Origin of the sequence: Cellulophaga baltica 18 (assembly GCF_000468615.2) — a bacterium.
Lineage (GTDB): Bacteria > Bacteroidota > Bacteroidia > Flavobacteriales > Flavobacteriaceae > Cellulophaga > Cellulophaga baltica.
In genome coordinates this window covers 2,541,072-2,556,805 of record NZ_CP009976.1, presented here as the reverse complement: position 1 = coordinate 2,556,805, position 15,734 = coordinate 2,541,072, and the positions used below count along the sequence as shown (strand labels likewise).

General features: G+C 33.2%; 15 protein-coding genes. 9 read left to right on the top strand and 6 right to left on the bottom strand.

Translation table 11 applies throughout. The annotated features are described in order from the left end of the window. Nucleotide 1: 1 nt before the first annotated feature. The 5 genes from M666_RS10810 to M666_RS10790 form a co-directional block, all read right to left on the bottom strand. On the bottom strand, nucleotides 2-583 hold the full coding sequence (locus M666_RS10810) for an NUDIX domain-containing protein (protein WP_029445865.1): 582 nt from the start codon (nucleotides 581-583) through the stop codon (nucleotides 2-4). Between the two features lie 17 nt (nucleotides 584-600). Beyond that, nucleotides 601-1,392 (bottom strand): TIGR00266 family protein, encoded by a 792-nt coding sequence (locus tag M666_RS10805; protein WP_029445864.1) that lies wholly within the window; start codon nucleotides 1,390-1,392, stop codon nucleotides 601-603. Between the two features lie 63 nt (nucleotides 1,393-1,455). Continuing rightward, entirely contained in the window at nucleotides 1,456-1,938 is a 483-nt protein-coding gene (locus tag M666_RS10800) for a hypothetical protein (protein ID WP_029445863.1), read from the bottom strand. Nucleotides 1,939-2,038: 100 nt separating this feature from the next. After that, a complete protein-coding gene (locus M666_RS10795; RefSeq protein WP_151198045.1) occupies nucleotides 2,039-2,944 on the bottom strand; it encodes a DUF6268 family outer membrane beta-barrel protein in 906 nt (301 codons plus the stop codon). A 178-nt stretch (nucleotides 2,945-3,122) separates the two neighbouring features. Then, nucleotides 3,123-3,581 carry a DUF4442 domain-containing protein gene (locus M666_RS10790; protein WP_024479995.1) on the bottom strand — a complete coding sequence of 153 codons (459 nt, stop codon included), beginning with the start codon at nucleotides 3,579-3,581 and terminating at the stop codon, nucleotides 3,123-3,125. A gap of 134 nt (nucleotides 3,582-3,715) precedes the next feature. On the opposite strand from M666_RS10790, the gene M666_RS10785 reads away from it, so the two are divergent. The 6 genes from M666_RS10785 (at nucleotide 3,716) to M666_RS10760 (ending at nucleotide 9,561) form a co-directional block, all read left to right on the top strand. After that, a complete protein-coding gene (locus tag M666_RS10785; protein WP_024479994.1) occupies nucleotides 3,716-4,198 on the top strand; it encodes a DUF4870 domain-containing protein in 483 nt (160 codons plus the stop codon). A gap of 183 nt (nucleotides 4,199-4,381) precedes the next feature. Then, nucleotides 4,382-4,717, top strand: a complete 336-nt coding sequence (locus M666_RS10780) for a PadR family transcriptional regulator (protein WP_024479993.1) — start codon at nucleotides 4,382-4,384, stop codon at nucleotides 4,715-4,717. Nucleotides 4,718-4,719: 2 nt separating this feature from the next. Next, entirely contained in the window at nucleotides 4,720-6,501 is a 1,782-nt protein-coding gene (locus tag M666_RS10775) for a PspC domain-containing protein (RefSeq protein WP_029445861.1), read from the top strand. 153 nt (nucleotides 6,502-6,654) lie between these two features. Next, the gene (locus M666_RS10770) at nucleotides 6,655-7,389 is read left to right on the top strand and encodes a head GIN domain-containing protein (protein WP_029445860.1); all 735 of its coding nucleotides are present in this window, start codon (nucleotides 6,655-6,657) and stop codon (nucleotides 7,387-7,389) included. Between the two features lie 97 nt (nucleotides 7,390-7,486). Beyond that, entirely contained in the window at nucleotides 7,487-8,500 is a 1,014-nt protein-coding gene (locus tag M666_RS10765) for a dipeptide epimerase (protein WP_029445859.1), read from the top strand. After that, the gene (locus tag M666_RS10760; RefSeq protein ID WP_029445858.1) at nucleotides 8,497-9,561 is read left to right on the top strand and encodes an aminotransferase class I/II-fold pyridoxal phosphate-dependent enzyme; all 1,065 of its coding nucleotides are present in this window, start codon (nucleotides 8,497-8,499) and stop codon (nucleotides 9,559-9,561) included. The genes M666_RS10765 and M666_RS10760 overlap by 4 nt, the downstream gene beginning before the upstream one ends. Before the next feature lie 12 nt (nucleotides 9,562-9,573). Here the strand turns inward: M666_RS10760 and M666_RS10755 are convergent, their stop codons facing one another. Further along, nucleotides 9,574-10,323: a DeoR/GlpR family DNA-binding transcription regulator gene (locus M666_RS10755; protein WP_024479988.1), complete on the bottom strand. Its 750-nt coding sequence runs from the start codon at nucleotides 10,321-10,323 to the stop codon at nucleotides 9,574-9,576. Between the two features lie 167 nt (nucleotides 10,324-10,490). Here M666_RS10755 and M666_RS10750 point away from each other — a divergent pair, with 167 nt between their 5' ends. From M666_RS10750 to M666_RS10740, 3 genes are all read left to right on the top strand, one after another. Further along, the gene (locus M666_RS10750) at nucleotides 10,491-13,544 is read left to right on the top strand and encodes a SusC/RagA family TonB-linked outer membrane protein (RefSeq protein ID WP_029445857.1); all 3,054 of its coding nucleotides are present in this window, start codon (nucleotides 10,491-10,493) and stop codon (nucleotides 13,542-13,544) included. Between the two features lie 10 nt (nucleotides 13,545-13,554). Then, nucleotides 13,555-15,051, top strand: a complete 1,497-nt coding sequence (locus tag M666_RS10745) for a SusD/RagB family nutrient-binding outer membrane lipoprotein (RefSeq protein WP_029445856.1) — start codon at nucleotides 13,555-13,557, stop codon at nucleotides 15,049-15,051. A gap of 186 nt (nucleotides 15,052-15,237) precedes the next feature. Continuing rightward, nucleotides 15,238-15,684 (top strand): hypothetical protein, encoded by a 447-nt coding sequence (locus M666_RS10740; RefSeq protein WP_029445855.1) that lies wholly within the window; start codon nucleotides 15,238-15,240, stop codon nucleotides 15,682-15,684. Nucleotides 15,685-15,734: the final 50 nt, after the last annotated feature.

The following is a 15,734-nucleotide window of genomic DNA, read 5'->3' as shown; positions in this document are numbered from 1 at the left end:
TTTAAGAAAGCTGCTGTATTTTTACATGTTGTAATAACATAATTGATTTACCATCAATTATACCTCCAGAAGCAATCATATCATAAGCTTCGGATAGCGGAATTTCTAACACCTCAATATTTTCAGTTTCATCCTCTGCACCACCACCTGCATTAATTTTCATGGTATCATCCACATAACCTATAAAAAAGTGGACTTTTTGCTTAACGGTGCCCGGCACCATAAAACTCTCAAAAACTTTACTGACTTCAGGAATTTCATAGCCAGTCTCTTCAAGAACCTCTTTCTTGATACAAACCTCAGGAGTATCTCCTTCTAAAAGTCCGGCACAAACCTCAACCAGCATTCCTGTAGCCACACCATTTTGATAAGCAGGCATCCGAAACTGTTTGGTTAAAATAACAGATCCTCTTTCTTTATGCATTAAAAGAATAGCTGCAGCATCACCACAATCATAAACTTCTCGCTCTTGTTTTTCCCAAGCACCATCTTCTCTATGATAATCAAAGAAATATTTATCTAACCTATACCAGTTATCTGATAACAGTTTTTTCGTTATATTTTTTACCGTTCCGTTTTTCAAACTTTTTATGTCTACAATTAATTATCACCATCTAATAAATTTCCAATACCTCCAAGAATACTTCCTTCTCCTTTGGTATTGCCCCCGCTTGGTATTGCAGCAAGAACACGACCAGCCAGTCTGCTAAAAGGCAACGATTGTACATATACGGTTCCTGGACCACGCAGTGTAGCATAAAATAATCCTTCCCCACCAAATACAGTATTCTTAATACCGCCTACAAATTCAATATCATAATCCACATATTGTGTAAAACCCACAACACATCCAGTATCTACCCTGAGCACTTCTCCTGACTTTAATTCTTTTTTTGCTAAAGTACCTCCTGCATGAACAAATGCCAAACCATCACCTTCTAATTTTTGCATGATAAATCCTTCCCCACCAAACAAACCTCTGCCTAAACGTTTTGAGAATTCAATACCAATAGAAACACCTTTTGCGGCACAAAGAAAAGCATCTTTCTGGCATATAAATTTACCCTGGGTTTCTGATAAATCTATTGGAAGTATTTTTCCGGGATAAGGAGATGCAAAACTAACCTTACGTTTTACTTGACCTATATTTAAAAAAGCCGTCATAAATAAGCTTTCACCTGTAAGCATACGCTTTCCTGCAGAAAATATTTTACCTAAAACACCTTTATCCTGATTAGAACCGTCTCCAAAAATGGTATCCATTTTAATATCTGAGTCCATCATCATAAAACTCCCTGCCTCTGCGACAACAGCTTCTTGAGGATCTAGCTCTATTTCTACAAACTGCATTTCTTCCCCTAATATCTGAAAATCTATTTCATGTGCATTCATGTCCTATCTATTTTTTGATTGATGATTATTAGTACGGTCTTGGATACAAATGTTACAATTTCACTATTTATTTTTGATGACATTCGCTAACTCTTCCGGTTTTTGAGTGCCCACCATCAGCTTTTTTCCATTTTTTAAATGAATAGCTAATCCGTGATTTCCTTTTATATTATAGACCGTTCCATACTTTAAACTCAACCTAATTCCATACCCTACAAAGCCATAGGTAACAATGTCTGTAGTGTTTATTTCTGACCAATTCCATTTTTTTGTAAAAAAAGGAAAAAATGAAATTTGAATATAATCTTGTGATAGGGTAGTTTTTAATTTTAAAATTAGAAACAGAAGAATAACCAGACATACTAATATAAGAGGAATTAAGTTTTCCGTATTAAAAATAATCGTACCTACAGTAAATATTTCATCACTTGAGTAAGAAAAACTTATCAAATCAAATAATAAATACCCAATTATCAGCAATAACAGCAACCACAACCACCATTGTGTAAATTTTTGTTCTTCGTAAAATAAATAATTTTCTTTCATATATTATTAAGATAACTAATACATTCGTTAAAAGTAAAAAACAGAAATTACAGAATTGTAATTTCTGTTTTTTACTTTTAAGCCTCTTTATTTTTTTACATTAATTATAATAAGGACTTTTTACCTTAGACTTCACTTTTAATTTATAGGTTACACCAAAATTATAATAGGCACCATTCTCCATTGAAAAATTATAAATTTCATTGGTGTCATAATCCTGAACTTCCATATTATTAAAAGCGGAATACCCTGCTTTAGCATTGAATTCAAAATCTTTAAGAAAACTAATGGTATATCCTACCCCCCCTAACATATAGGTGCTCTTTAAATTTCCCCTATAATCTGTTTTATAAATCTCCACATCATCATTCATATTGCCTGCAAAACCACCTAAGGTGGTGAACGCTTCTATCCGGTGATTTTTATGAAAAGACCACTTTAATCTTGCATCAGGAAATCCAATTTTATAAGCCCACTTCTCATCCAATCGTTTTGTGTAGGCTATAACGGGGATTGGAAAATCTAACCCATTTTGAACATCATATGAAACTCCAAAACTCCACATAGATTGATTCTCTGTATTCAATTTATCAAATAGTAAGGATCCATTGATAAATATATCTCGACTATCAAAAGCGTTGATATCAAAATTGGAAGATATTTGTGGCGCTAATTTCAAAGAAAAACCCCATCCGTTTTCTAAAACTCGATCATATAGAAGCCCTAAACTAACGGTTTGAAAATTATCTATTTGGTGGGTCTCAAATGGCACATCTTTATCAACATAACCAATATTTAAATTTTGATACTCCCCAAACAAACTAATAGTCTCCTTTCCAAATACTGTTTTTAGAGGAATATCAAAACCTACTTTATTTTTTTTAATAGTACCTACTTCTGAATTTGGTAAAAATTCTGAAGTAATATACACACTTCCTGTTTCCTGTGAGAACCCTACACCAACGGTACTAAGAATTAAGATCACTACCAATTTTCGCATTTTCATTTTCATTTTCATTTAAAAAGTTAGGAATTAGATCTTAGCAGCTACATAATAGCTACTGCTCTAATTTCAAACGAAATTGATGAAAATGTAAAAAAACAGCAAAGCAAATAGATATGTAAGGGGTTTGGCTATACCAACCCACCATATTCATCTATAGAATACGGAAAAGAAGGTAATTTTATTTCTTCCTTAACTTAATGGTCCATTCAAAATTAAAGGTAGATACCACTACTCCATCGGTATTAACTCCTACAGATTTCATCCAAATAGTTTGGCCTTCTCCTGTCGCTACCGTTTTATCAATACCTTCTTTAATTAAATGACCGTCTTCACAAGTAAATGTAATTTTACCTGTAGCCTTTTTAGTGAAACTAGCGTTATTATTTGCTACTAACATAGATATTTTCTGTCCGCTTTCTTTAATTTGATCAATCATCATAGCTCCAGTAGATAATTCTGCGGCCATACCTTGAACTGCCCAGAACATAGAATTAAAAGGATTTTGATTTATCCATCTATGGGTTACTGTTACTACAGCTTTCTTTGTATCTATATGACGCAAACGCACACCACACCACCAAGCAGAAGGCAATTTAAAAAATGTAAACGAATTAAACTTACTTGCGGAAACTCCCATAACTACTCTAAATTTTGTATAAAAGTATTGAAAAATAACGAGCTTACAAATGTTAATAAAAAGTTAATTTACAGTACTATGTGTTGCATAGTACCTTTTTTTAGACATATATTTGCATAAGAAATTACTAAGCCATGACAGATACTATATCAAAACACGAAAAAAACCTCTCTGCAATTTTGCATGCATCGACGTTCTCTAAGTTTTTTATTCCTTTCGGAAACTTCATAGTTCCTTTGGTTCTTTGGACCGCAAATAAGAATGAATATAAGTATGTAGATTATAATGGAAAACAAGCTTTAAATTTTCAATTAAGCTTATTGCTTTATTCTATACTTATTGGCATTATAAGCATTCCATTATTTTTAGGGTTAGTTCCAAACCTATTTGATTTCGGAAATTTCTCATTTGGAAATTTAAATCATTTCAATACTATGAATTTTCATTTTGACAGCAATGACTTCAGGTTTGGTTCTTGGCTAATTCCTTTTGGAGTAAGCGGTTTATTACACGGAGCTCTATTTGCACTAAATATTGTTTATACCATTTTAGCCGTCATAAAAACAAATGAAGGTCAAGAATTTTCATATCCATTAACTATTAATTTTATAAAGTAAAAAAAGGTCTTAATCACACCTTTTCAGTACAGGAGTTTATTCATTAATCACAATCAAAAAAATCAATCTGGATGTTTATTCATCAATCAAAAAACGAACCGTTAATCTATGCAAGAAGTTAGTTCTAAGAAAACAGAAAGAATTTCGAGGCTAAAAAAGCTGCATACAAAGCAAGACGAAATTATGAATGTAGAAAATACAAAGGCGCAAATGCGTAAAGGTGTACTGGAATATTGCATCCTCTCTATTTTAAATGGAGAAGACAAATATGCATCAGAAATCCTTGAAACATTAAAGAATGCCAAAATGCTTGTGGTAGAGGGTACCATCTATCCTTTATTAACACGATTAAAAAATGCAGGCTTATTAAATTATCGTTGGGAAGAGTCTACCTCTGGACCACCAAGAAAATACTACACATTGACTGAAACAGGGAAGCTATTTCTCAAAGAATTAGATACTACTTGGGATGAATTACGAAGTGCTACTAACCTAGTGACCAACAACAAAAACAACTAACGATGAACAAAACTGTAAATATAAATCTCGCTAATATACTTTTTCATATTGATGAAAATGCGTACAATAAAATGCGACGTTATCTAGAATCTGTAAAAAGATCATTTGCAAATACCTCAGGTAGTGATGAAATTTTAGCAGATATTGAAGCAAGAATCGCAGAATTATTTCATGAGAAACTAGCCAATGAACGTCAGGTAATTACCACCAAAGAAGTAGACGAAGTGATCGCTATCATGGGGCAACCAGAAGATTATATGGTTGATGAAGATATTTTTGATGATGAACCTGTAACCACTTCAAAAGAGCCCAAAAGAGTTAAAAAATTATACCGAGATATTGATGCTAAATATGTAGCAGGTGTTTCCGCTGGTTTAGGCCATTATATTGGAGTAGATCCTATTTGGGTGCGTATTCTTTGGATTGTCTTAACCGTTGGTTCGGGAGGTAGTTTTGCGTTAATCTATGGCTTATTATGGATTTTGATTCCTGAAGCCAAAACAACCGCACAGAAACTAGACATGCGTGGTGAAGATGTGAACATCAGTAACATTGAACGTAAAGTAAAAGAGGGTTTTGATGAAGTTGCAGACCGTGTAAAAAATGTTGATTACGAAAAAGTAGGTAATAAAGTTAAAAGTAGTGGGAAAACTTTTTTTGACACCCTTGGCGAAATCATCATGTTCTTCTTTAAAATTATAGGAAAATTTGTTGGAATCATATTGATTATTACAGGCGGTGCCGGATTAATAGCTATGCTAATTGGTCTCTTTACAGTGGGTGTTTTTGATACTGTTCACTTAGGGCCCTTAAACTTATATGAATTGGTAGATGCTACAAATACTCCTTTTTGGATTGTAGCCATAGTGGCTTTTCTCTTAGTAGCTATACCCCTATTCTTTTTATTATATCTAGGATTAAAAATTCTAATTACCAATTTAAAATCTATAGGGTCTGTCGCTAAATTTTCACTCTTAGGCCTATGGTTAATATCATTTATTGCTATTATCATACTTGGTGCTAAACAAGCTTCTTCTAGAGCTTTCTGGGATAGCGCAATTACAGATACAGAGTATTACATTAACAGCCCTAATGACACTTTAAATATTGCTTTTACCTCTAATGATCTACATTGGAATAGACGTACTTTAAATATTGGTGATATGATTGTGAGTTACGATGACAACGGACAAGAAATATTATCCTCTCAAGATGTAGAGTTTAATTTTAAAACTTCAAAAGATTCTCTTATTCACATAGAAGTTCAGAAAAACTCTAATGGAAAATCGTTCTTAAATGCCCGAGAGACTGCTGAAAAAATTGATTATGAATTTAGATTAGAAGGTAACACGCTAGAATTAGATGAATTCTTGACAACTCGAAGAGAAAACAAATTTAAAAATCAAGAGGTTCGTGTATTTATTTACTTGCCAAAAGGTATGAAATTAAAGTTTTTGAATACTGTAGATAATTGCTGGCGCGTAAACACTAAAAATGACAGCAAAATTAACGACTGTGATGTCTATGATTTTAAATGGATGATGGGAAACAATGGAACCTTACAATGCCTAGACTGCCCTGTAAAAGAATTAGAATTCTCTGAGGATGAAAATCGGGTAAAAATAAATGGTAACGGTATAGATATCAACATCAACGAAAATGGAGAAAAAGGCAAAATTAAAATAAATGAAGATGGCATTGATATTGATGTTCAAGACAATGGCGAATCATTTATTTTAAAAATAGACGAAAACGGCATTCGTGTTGATGCCGATGAAAACTAGTATTTAATATAAAGCTCTACACTAAACCACTAGTGAACTGCAATTAAAATGTAATCATAACAATTCATCAATCAAAAACAACAGTTGGGTTAGTATAATTATACAACAACCTAAAAAAGCATCAAATTTACACCAATCATAAAAACAACAATCATGACAACTTTAGTAAGAATTGCAATCACACTAGCACTAAGCGTTTTTTTAAGTTCCTGCGGAATGGATATAAAAATAGGCGAATTTGGATCTGGCGTTAAAGGAAACGGAATAGTAACCCAAGACATCAGGCCCGTAAATGAAGATTTCACAGAAATTTCGGCCTCAGAAGGTTTAGAAGTCATTGTAACCCAAGCAGCAGTATTCGAAATTAAAGTTGAGGCAGATGAGAATATTATTGATTTAATAGGAACAGATGTTAATAACAATGTCCTTAAGATTCATGCTATCGAAAACATAGGTAATGCTACAAAGAAAGTATACGTTTCTTTACCTAATATATCAGAGTTGAAAAGCTCTAGCGGTGCAAACGTAACAGCAACAAACACCATTAAATCAGACAAACTAACAATAGATTCTAGTAGTGGTTCTCTAGTTAATGTAAATATTGTAACAGATGAACTAACTGTTGATGCTAGCAGTGGCGCTAATCTTAAAATTCTAGGAGAAGCTACTAATGCTACTATTGATGCTAGTAGTGGCTCAAATGTAAGAGGTAAAGAATTGACCTCAAAAACTTGTAACGCAGAAGCAAGTAGCGGTGCTAATGTTGCAATTTATGTATCAGAAACATTACATGCAGATGCTAGTAGCGGAGGGAATATATCTTATTCCGGTAAAGCAAAAGTAAATTCTAATAAAAGTGTTTCGGGTAGTGTTACCTTCAACGATTAAAAACTAACTTAAATAGATGAAAAGCCATTGAAATTTCAATGGCTTTTCGTTTTTTTATATTTTCTCTTTGCCTATTTTCGTAGGAAAGATTTATACGATGGAGCTTCAATTAAAAAAATACATTTTACCCTTAAAACACACCTTTAGTATTTCTAGAGAATCTCATGATTTTCAAAATACATTAATTGTAAGCCTTAGTTTAAATGGATATACTGGTTATGGAGAAGCAACTTCAAACCCATACTATAAAATTTCTGTAGAGAGTATGATGGCAGAAATAAATGCCGTCCGATCGGCTATAGAAGAATTTACATTTACAACGCCCGAAATATTTCATGCTTTTATAACAAAAAAGGGACTTTCTAATTTTGCGATATGCGCTTTAGATTTAGCTGCTCATGATTTATACGGTAAACTAAAAGGAAAACCGCTTTATGAAATATGGAATACAAGCTTAGATCATTACCCAACAACCAACTATACAATTGGTATTGCTAGTATTGAAAAAATGGTGGCTAAGATGCAAGAAACACCATGGCCGATCTACAAAATAAAGCTAGGAACAGATGATGATGTTAATATCGTAAAAGAGTTGCGCAAACATACCGATGCAATTTTTAGGATTGATGCGAATTGTGCTTGGACCGCAGAAGAAACAATTTTTAATGCCCCATTATTAAAAGATTTAGGTGTAGAATTTTTAGAGCAACCCTTAAAAGCTGATGATTGGGATGGGATGGAAAAAGTAATGCACCACAGTGTTTTACCTATTATTGCCGATGAAAGTTGTATTGTAGAAAGTGATGTAGCAAAATGTGGGTTGCATTTTAGTGGTATAAATATTAAATTAACAAAGTGTGGCGGACTCACCCCTGCTTTACGGATGATTAAAGAAGGTAAAGACTTAGGCTTAAAAGTCATGGTGGGTTGTATGACGGAGTCTTCTGTAGGTATCTCGGCAATCGCCCAAATATTACCGCAATTAGATTATGTTGATATGGATGGTGCTCTTCTATTAAAAGAAGACATCGCAGATGGTATCATCATTCACAAAGATGCTAGTCTAAGCTATCCTAAGCTTGGAGGTAGTGGCATAACACTAAGATCATGACAAAATATATTAATTCTTTTCCAAGCAAAAACATACAAGTAAAAGGCACTAATTATCTTTATTTTGGTGGCACTGCGTATTTAGGCTTACAAACGGATTTAGAATTTCAAAATATATACATTGATAATCTTAGAAAATATGGCACAAATTATGGCGCGTCAAGAAAATCTAATATTCGGATTTCTATTTTTGATCAAACCGAAAGTTATTTAGCAAAATTAGTAGGTAGCGAAGCTTGCGTAACCTTATCTTCTGGATACTTAGCGGGTCAATTCATAAGTCAATTTCTAAACAGAAAAGAGTTTCGCTTTTTCTATTCACCCAATACTCATTCTGCTCTTTACCTCTGTAACAATCAAGAAAATAAGCTTAAATCATATATTACATTTGCAGCGCTAAATATTGCATTGCGTGATCATTTAGAAAAAAATAAAGACAGTACGCCTGTTGTATTTCTTGATTCTATCGATTTTTCTGGCGCTAATTTTCCTGACTTTAATGGGTTAAAAGCACTACCATTAAACGATGTAATTTTGGTGGTAGATGATTCTCACGGAATAGGTATTCTTGGAAAAAATGGAGGTGGTGTATTTTCTTCTTTGAAAAAATTACATCCAAAAGAACTTATAGTATGTTGCTCCTTAGGAAAAGGTTTTGGCGTGCAAGGAGGTGCTATATTTGCAGACACTAAAAGAATTAATGAGTTTATTGAAACTGATTTTTTTGGTGGCTCTAGTCCCGCTGCTCCTGCCAACTTAGCTACTATCTATTTTGGAGAAGAATTATTGAATAAAAAGCGTTCTTTATTAGAACAAAATATTGAATTTTTCAGAACACAAATCAATCTTATCACTAAATTTAAATCTATGATTGGTCATCCAGCTTTTACTTTTGCAGATGAGAATTTAACCCAACACTTGGAAGAGCACCAAATCTTGGTTACCAGCTTTCGTTATCCAAATGAGAATGCCAGTTTAATGAGTAGAATTGTACTTAGTGCCGCACATACTAAAGAAGAGATTAACACCCTTTGTGGTGTTATTAATTCATACTTAAAATAATATTTAGGATTTTTAAAAAATTTGCACCCCTGCCTTTAAATAATCAGTTACATCTACATTGTTATTTTCTAAGTCTGTTATGATTACGTTTATCTCATTAATAGGACAAACTGAATAATTATGTCTTACATTTAATTTGTTTGATGTGATTAATGAAACTACTTTATCAGAAGAATGTGTCATCTGTTGCTTAATTTGGGCAATTTCATAATCTTCATCTGTAATTCCTTGATTTAGGGTAATACCACTGGCTCCAACAAAGCAAATATCCGCATGTATATTTGCCAAAACCTTATACACATCTATGCCTAAAGTTACCATTGATTTTTTTTGAATTCGTCCTCCTATTAATATAATTTCAATATTAGGGTGCTCTGTAAGTTGCATGGCTATTTGAATACTATAGGTATAAATTGTAGCCTTTAAATGTTTAGGAATAACCCTAGCGAACATTAGATTAGTTGTTCCTCCACTCATAATAATTACCATACCATCTTCTAAAAGAGGAACGGCCTTAAGAGCTATACTCTTCTTTTTATCCTTATTAAATACGGCGTCTTCATTATAATGATAAAGTCTTTGTATGGTTGAAACAGCTCCACCATGCACTTTCGTCAACATACCCTTTGTATCCAATTCGTTTAGATCTCTTCTAATAGTATCCTCAGATACATCTAGGTCTTCTGAAAGTCCTAAAGAAGTAACCTTTCTGTGAAGCATTACTTTATGTACTATTTGCTTTTGTCTTTCTTTTTTTTTCATTTAATAAAATTAAAATTGATAATATAATACATAACAATCCGCATATTGTAAGTATTTTAACATAATAATGCAGTTTTATGCATTTAAAAAAACAAATTTTGCAGTTTTATTGCGTGTTTTAGTAATTAGTTTAAATTTGAATTAACTAACTCAAAAATATACTAATTATGAGAAACAAACACTTTTCAATGCTTCTATTGTTTCTGTTCTTACTCCAAATATCTATAGGACAAGAACTTACAATTAAAGGAGTTGTAAATTCAAGCACAGAACAAATGCCCCTACCGGGCGCAAGTATCATTCTAAAAGGAACTACAATAGGTACTACCTCAGATTTCGATGGAAAATTTCAAATCAATGCATCCTTAAATGCTACTTTAGTTATTTCCTATATTGGTTATGGTACTAAAGAAATTCAAATTAAATCTAATGCTCCTTTATCAATTTCGTTAGAGGAAGGGGAGCTATTAGATGAAGTTGTCATCACTGCTTTAGGAATTAAAAGAGAGAAAAAAGCTTTAGGTTATGCCGTGCAAGCAGTAAAAGCAGACGAATTATTAGAAGGTAATCAAACCAATATGGTAAATGGCCTCCAAGGTAAAGTATCTGGTGTGACCGTTGTAAATTCTGGTGGAGCTCCAGGATCATCAGCGGTAATCTTAATACGCGGCGGTACTTCTATCACTGGTAATAATCAACCACTATTTGTGGTAGATGGTATTCCTATAGATAACTCTACCAGCTCTAGTTTAGAAGTTGCGAGTATCAACAGAGCTTCTGATATTAACCCTGAAGATATTGAGACGGTCTCGGTTTTAAAAGGTCCTGCTGCCGCTGCATTATATGGTATACAAGCTGCAGGAGGTGCCGTAATTATAACCACTAAAAAAGGTAAAGCAGGCGTTAGCACTGTGACCTATACTGGGTCTATCACTTCTAATCAAGTAATAGGTACGCCTGATATTCAAACAACTTATGGACAAGGTGCTCAAATCAGTACTGCAGATGGTATAACTTACGACCCAGAATCGCCATTTTCATTTGGTGAAACTCTAAATAGTGCTTCTCCCGTCTATAAAAATATTGAAGATTTTTATAAAAATGCGATTACTAAAAATCATAATGTAAGTTACTCTAGTGGTTCTGAAAAAAGTAATGTCTATTTTTCAATAGGAGATCTTTCTCAAGATGGAATTATAAAGAACACTAGTTATGACAAAACTTCTTTCAAAATAAATACGAACACTGAGATTAAGAAAAATTTTACTGTTGGAGTTTCTGCAAATTATGTTACAACAGATGTAGCCAGTAACAAACAAGGTAATGTTTCTGGAAGTAGTTTTACAAGCTTATTAGCATATCCTGCTAATGTTAATACTCAAGACTACCTAAATAGTGATGGCTCTCAAAAAACATATTTTACCGACCAACAGTTTGACAACCCTTACTGGAGTATTGACAATAGCCCTAACACAGATAAAGTAAAGAGACTATTTGGTGTTATTTCCTTAAATTATAATTTCTTAAATGACTTTAATATAACTTATAGACTGGGTACAGATACGTATAGTGATTACAACAAAAAAATTACTGGTGACGGTTCGTTAATTGAAAATAGAGAGGATGGTTATATAAGTCAATATGAAAAAGACTTCACCAGCTTAACTTCTAATTTCTTTTTAAATTACACAAAAAACATCACAGATGATTTTTCAATTGATGCTATGATTGGTAATTCTGTTGAAGAAACAGATACTAGAACCACATATACTAGTGGTATTAATTTTCAAGCTCCAGGAATTTACAGTATTGGGAACATTGTAAAAGAAGATCAAACTATTTCTGAAATTATATCAAGAAAGCGCATAGTGGGTTTCTTTGGAGAATTAAAATTTGGATATAAGAATGCTTTATTTTTAAATGCTACTGGCCGTAATGACTGGTCTTCAACATTGCCAGAAAACAAAAGATCATTTTTCTACCCTTCAGTAGGAATGTCTGCGGTCGTGACAGATTTATTTAAAGCTTATGGTTCAGACATTACTTCATCAAAAGGTTTAAAGTACTTAAAGTTAAGAGCAACTTGGGCGCAAGTAGGAAAAGATGCTCCTATTGGTGCCTTAGAAAGTTCACTAGGCAAAGACATAAATGGATTAGCAAGTTCTGCGTATACATGGAATGGTGTGAATGTTGGAAATCCTGACTTAGAACCAGAGTTCACTAATAGTTTTGAGATTGGTACAGATATGCGCTTTTTCGAGAATAGAGTTGGCCTAGATTTCACGTACTACACGAGTACTTCTGACAATCAAATTTTAAGAGATATTAGAGTACCACCAACTACAGGTACTTTTTACGCTACACTTAATGGAGGCTCTATTACCAATAAAGGTGTAGAGGCTATGCTTCGTTTACAACTGATGCCAAAAACATCGGCAGTACAATGGAATTTAGATTTTAATTTCGGTAAAAACGATAGTAAGGTTAATGATCTTCCCGGATTTTTAAATGAAGTATATTTATCTGATTCTTGGACGTATCGAAATTCTGCTGCCGGAGCTGCCATACTAGATGGTTCTTTATTTGGATTAAGAGGGAAAAGACCTTTAAAAAATGATGAAGGTGAAGTTATTATAAATGCAAATGGCTTACCTACCCTTACTGATGAAACTTACGACGACGTAAATAGAATACCGGAATGGACCTTAGGCATTTCTAATACCTTAAACTATAAAAACTTAGGATTATCCTTCCTTTTCGATATTGTACAAGGTGTTGACGTATATAATGCTACAGAATCTGCATTAGTATATTACGGTGTAAGTAAAAACACCTTAGATAGAAATGAAACTATAGTATTACCTGGTGTTGATGTAGATGGAAATACAAACACGGTAGCCGTTACAAAAGACCAAAACTACTATCAAAATTATTATTCTTTGAATTCTGAGAATTTTATTGAAGATGGATCATTTGCTCGTTTAAGATATGTAACCTTATCGTATAAATTTCCAAAAGAAATTTTAAATAAATTATCTATATCTGGATTAGAACTATATGCTACTGGACGCAATTTGTTGACGATTACAGATTATAGTGGTGTAGATCCTGAAGTAAACACATTTGGCGCAGGAATATCAGGAGCAGGGTCAGTATCTATTGACAATTTAGGAACCCCTAATGTCAAAGGATTTGATTTAGGTTTAAAATTTAGATTCTAAAAAAAATATTATGAAAAAATTAAAATATATAATTTTCGCATTTACATTAGTTTTAGCTTCATGTAGTGATGACTATTTTGATGTAAACAGTTCAGAAACAGCACCTACAACAACGTCATTAGCACCACAGTTACGAATTAAAGGTGCCATAGAAAACACAACAGGCACAGCGCAATATCGTGGCACTAGAGAGGTTCTAGGAATTATGCAATATGGCTCCCAAAACGTAGCCAATTACTATTCCGAAACTTGGAGTTCTTTTATGACTACGGGCAGCTATTTCCTATGGCAAAACTCCTATGTTTATGCCTTGCCTAATACAGCAGATTTAATTGTATTAGGAGAAACATATGATGCTCCAAACTATAGCGCCGTAGGTAAAATATTGCGCGCCTATATTTTTGGAATGACTACAGATCAATATGGTGCTATTGTTATGGGAGATACTTACGACGGAATATCTTCAATGAACATAACTCCTGGTTTTGTATCTCAAGAAGAAGCGTATACTGCTATTTTCACCTTACTAGATGAAGCAATAGCAGAGCTTGGACAAGAAAGCAGCATTGGGCTTAATGAAGAAGAAGGCGATGTATTATATGGCGGCGATCAAGATAAATGGATTCGATTCGCCTATTCTATAAAAGCTAGATATTTAAATCATTTAAGCAAAAAATCATCCGGAGACTTAGCATATGATGCTGATGCTATTATTGCTGCTTGCCAATCAGGAATAAATTCTAATGAACTTAATGCACAGCAAAATTTTGGAGGAGGAACACCAGAAAATGATAATCAACCATTTAGCGCAAATGGGTACGGATCATCTCGAATGGATTATTTTTCAGATTTTTTTGTAAATCTATTAAAAAACCCTCTTAATCTCTCTAGCGAAATTGAAGACCCTAGATTGCCTATCATTGTTCCCGAAGCTATAAATGGCGGCTACAAAGGGGTTATTATTGGCAATGGGTTAAATGATGAATCCGGAGATGATTTTTCTCTAGGAAATGGAGGTTTTTATACAAGTGCTACATCACCGACCTATATGATAACATATAGTGAGGTTAAATTCATAGAAGCTGAAGCAAGATTTAGAAAGAACGATTTGGTAGGCGCATATGCAGCTTTTAAAGAAGGAGTGCTTGCCGATTTACAAAAATTAAATGTACCGCAAGATCAGATAACAAGTTATATGGACTTAATTGACACAGAAATAAGCGCTGATAATATAGCACTGTCCCATATTATGATCCAGAAGTATATTGCGAATATGCTTAATCCAGAGACATGGGTAGATATGAGAAGAATGGATTATAGTGACACTATATACCATGGTTTAAAGAGACCTGTAAATGTTAATTTATCCATTTTTCCTAATGATGATGATTGGATACAAGCCATGATGTATGAATATAATGAGGAAGATAGAAACTATGTGAACATGCCAAATAATGACCCCTTAATAAGACTAACAACTCCTTTATGGTGGAATACCGAAGAATAATATAACTAACCTTCTCACCAAATTAAACCCCCAAAGGTCAATGCGCAAGTATTGGCCTTTTTGCTATGTTACATCTAATCAAAAATGATGGACACTTTTTTTTAAAATGTTTTTAGTAATTTTCTTACATTTTAATAAAAAAATATTGTAACTTATTGGTATCTAACAATTTAAAAATACAAGATCATGAAAAAATTAATCGGATTGATTTTCTTGATGTTATTTTTAGTTTCTTCAACTAATGTTACACCTCTTAAATCTTTGAAAAACCCTTCCTTAGAAGGTACATGGGAGCTCGTTAACCGTTTTAACTACGACGGTATGAATGTAACTGACACTCTTTCCAATATTAATGGATATCGTCAGGTAAAAATTTATAGTAAAGGTAAAGTGATGTGGACACGTTATTCTCCAGATGATCCATCAGAATGGTTTGGTTATGGTTCTTATTCAAATTCAGAAAATAACTTGGAGGAACAATTAGAATTTGGCTCCGAAATGATGATGAAAATTCAAGATACTGTTCAAGTATTTAAATTTGAGTTACAATTGGACAAAGATTCCTTTAAACAAATTACAGTAGATGACGAAGGCAGCAAAATTTCTTCAGAAAACTATAAACGAATAGATTAATACTATTTTTCAAACTTAACCTTAAAAGACGTTGGGAGTATTAAAAAAAA